The sequence below is a fragment of the Caballeronia sp. LZ029 genome, from assembly GCF_031451275.1.
Classification (GTDB): Bacteria; Pseudomonadota; Gammaproteobacteria; order Burkholderiales; family Burkholderiaceae; genus Caballeronia; species Caballeronia jiangsuensis.
The window spans coordinates 1-2619 of the sequence record NZ_JARUXO010000121.1 but is presented as its reverse complement, the minus strand read 5'-3'; the positions used below and the strand labels follow the sequence as shown (position 1 = coordinate 2619).

Sequence of the window (2619 nt, the reverse complement as noted above, 5' to 3'; positions counted from 1 at the left end):
TGTGAACTTTCGCCGTTAAGGAACCAAACCGTTTTCGGCGTAAAGGCGCCAGGGACTTTTCGGCGTTTAGGCGCCACAAGTCTTTCGGCATATAGGCGCCGGTAGATTTTCGCCGTAAACGCGCCACTGGCGTCTGAGTCGGGCGCTCGAACTTCGCCAACCGCTACTCTCCTGGCACGCATTTGCTCCGGAGGGTGGCTTGAAGAGGAAGTTCGAGATGTACCAATATCGACAGGTTCTGGTGCGAATGCGCCAGGGTGACTCCGACCGGGATATCGACCGGTCGAAGATCATGGGCCGTAAGAAGCTCGCGGCCGTGCGGGAGATCGCGACCGAGCGCGGGTGGCTTTCTCCGGACAACGCTCTGCCGGATGACGCGCAGCTTGCTACAGCGTTCAGCCGCAAGGAGTTCCTGCCCACGAGCTGTATCTCGTCGGCCGAGCCGTGGCGCGAACAGATTGCCCAGTGGCATGACGCAGGCGTCCCCGGCACGACGATTCACAGCGCGCTGGTGCGCAACCACGGCTACGCGGGAAGTTACTCATCCGTCTACAGGCTGCTTCAGCAATTGAAGGCGGAGCTCACGCCGGACGTACCGATGCGGCTGGAGTTCAAACCTGCAGAAGCCGCGCAGGTTGATTTCGGCGCAGGTCCGACCATCACCGATGCGCACACCGGCGAGATCCACAAAACGTGGTTCTTTGTGATGACGCTGTGCTGGTCGCGGCATCAATACGTTGAATTTGTCCGCGACCAGAGCGTCGACACATGGTTGCTATGTCACCGTCATGCCTTCGAATGGTTCAATGGCGTAGTGGGACGCGTCATCATAGATAACCCCAAGTGTGCCATCGTCAAGGCCTGTATCTACGAACCCGAAGTCCAGCGCGCTTACGCGCAATGCGCCGAAGGGTACTTGTTCAAGGTCGATCCATGTCCGCCGAGGGACCCGGCTAAAAAAGGAATTGTCGAATCGGGCGTCAAATACGTGAAGTCGAGCTTCCTTCCTCTTCGCGAATTCCGTGATCTTGACGACGCCAACCGGCAAGCGCAAGCCTGGGTGATGCAAGAGGCCAGCACCCGGACCCATGGCACGACGCGCGAGGTGCCGCTCAAGCGTTTCGAAGGTGTCGAACAGGCGCTGTTGCAGCCGCTTCCCGATGTGCCACCGGAGCTGGCAACCTGGGCGCGCGTGAAGGTCCATCGCGACGCCCATGTGCAATTTGAGCGCGCCTATTATTCCGTGCCGTTCCGGCTTGCCGGTAAAGATCTATGGCTCAAGGCGACCGCCACCATGGTGCAGCTCTACTACGAGCACGAACTGTCGGCATCGCATGTCCGCCAAACTGCGCCAGGAACGCGTATCACTGTGGCCGATCACATGCCGCCAGCAGCACAGGCCTGGCAAATGCACGACACCCAATGGTGCCTGAGAGAAGCGCAACGCATCGGGCCGTCCTGCTACGCGCTTGTTCACGCGCTCTTTGGCGATCGGGTTCTCATCAAGCTGCGCGCCGTACAGGGCGTGCTGCGCTTCGCCCAGCAGTTCGGCGCATCTCGCCTGGAGGCGGCCTGCCGTCGCGCGAATCACTTCGGCAATCCAAGCTACAAAGCCGTCAAGCTGATCTTGCAGAAAGGCCTCGATCAGACCTGGCTGTCGAACGAACCTGTTGAATCGGGCGCGACCACCTACACCCACGGCGGCCGCTTCTGCCGCGATACCCAGACTCTCCTGATCCATTGAACATGAATCCAATTCCCGAACTCACGTCTTCTCTTAAGCAATTGCGACTATCCGGCATCCTCGACACGCTCGAAGCACGCAACCGTGAAGCCATCGACCGCAAGCTTGCCTATACAGACTTCCTGACGTTGCTCATCCAGGACGAGATCGCACGGCGCGATCATCGAAAGCTCGACGCCCGCATGCGCCGCGCCAACTTCCGTGGACAGAAGACACTCGAGGGTTTCGACTTCGACCGGCTACCCAACCTCAATCGCGCCGTCGTCCATGATCTCGCGACCTGCCGGTTCATCGATGAGAGGGTCAGCGTGCTGATCGCCGGTCCGTGCGGAACGGGCAAAAGCCATCTGGCGCAGGCACTGGGCCATGCGGCCGCCCGGCAAGGTCACGATGTCCTGTTCATGACCCAGACCCGGCTTCTCAGCACGCTACGCAACGCGCAAGCCGTGGGCTCCTACGAACGGCGATTCCAGGCGCTTGCCAAGGTGCCGTTGCTCATCATTGACGACTTTGGACTGAAACCCATGCGCACGCCCGAAGACGAAGACTTCCACGATCTCATTGCCGAGAGGTACGAGCGTACATCGACTGTCTTAACGAGTAATTTGGATTTTACGGAATGGGGCGACGCGTTCGCGACCAACAAAATGCTCGGCGCCGCAACGCTCGATCGCCTGCGACATGCGGCATACCGCGTCGTGCTCGACGGTGAAAGCTATCGCGTCCCTCGTCCGATGCCCGAGAGCAACAAATCAGCACTTGCGAAAGGAGGTAAAAACAAGGATTCTTGATCCCCGTTCGAGCCCCGAAACAGGCGCCTTTCTCTGGCGCCATTACGCCGAAAACACCCGGCTCCTTTACGGCGAAAGGCAACA

At 59.6% G+C, this 2619-nt stretch carries 2 protein-coding genes; both read left to right on the top strand.

Going from position 1 to position 2619, the window contains the following annotated elements:
- The first annotated feature begins 217 nt into the window (after positions 1-217).
- The gene (gene istA / locus QCE73_RS39180; RefSeq protein WP_061121662.1) at positions 218-1744 is read left to right on the top strand and encodes an IS21 family transposase; all 1527 of its coding nucleotides are present in this window, start codon (positions 218-220) and stop codon (positions 1742-1744) included.
- 2 nt (positions 1745-1746) lie between these two features.
- Positions 1747-2535: an IS21-like element helper ATPase IstB gene (gene istB / locus QCE73_RS39175; protein ID WP_250491535.1), complete on the top strand. Its 789-nt coding sequence runs from the start codon at positions 1747-1749 to the stop codon at positions 2533-2535.
- Positions 2536-2619: the final 84 nt, after the last annotated feature.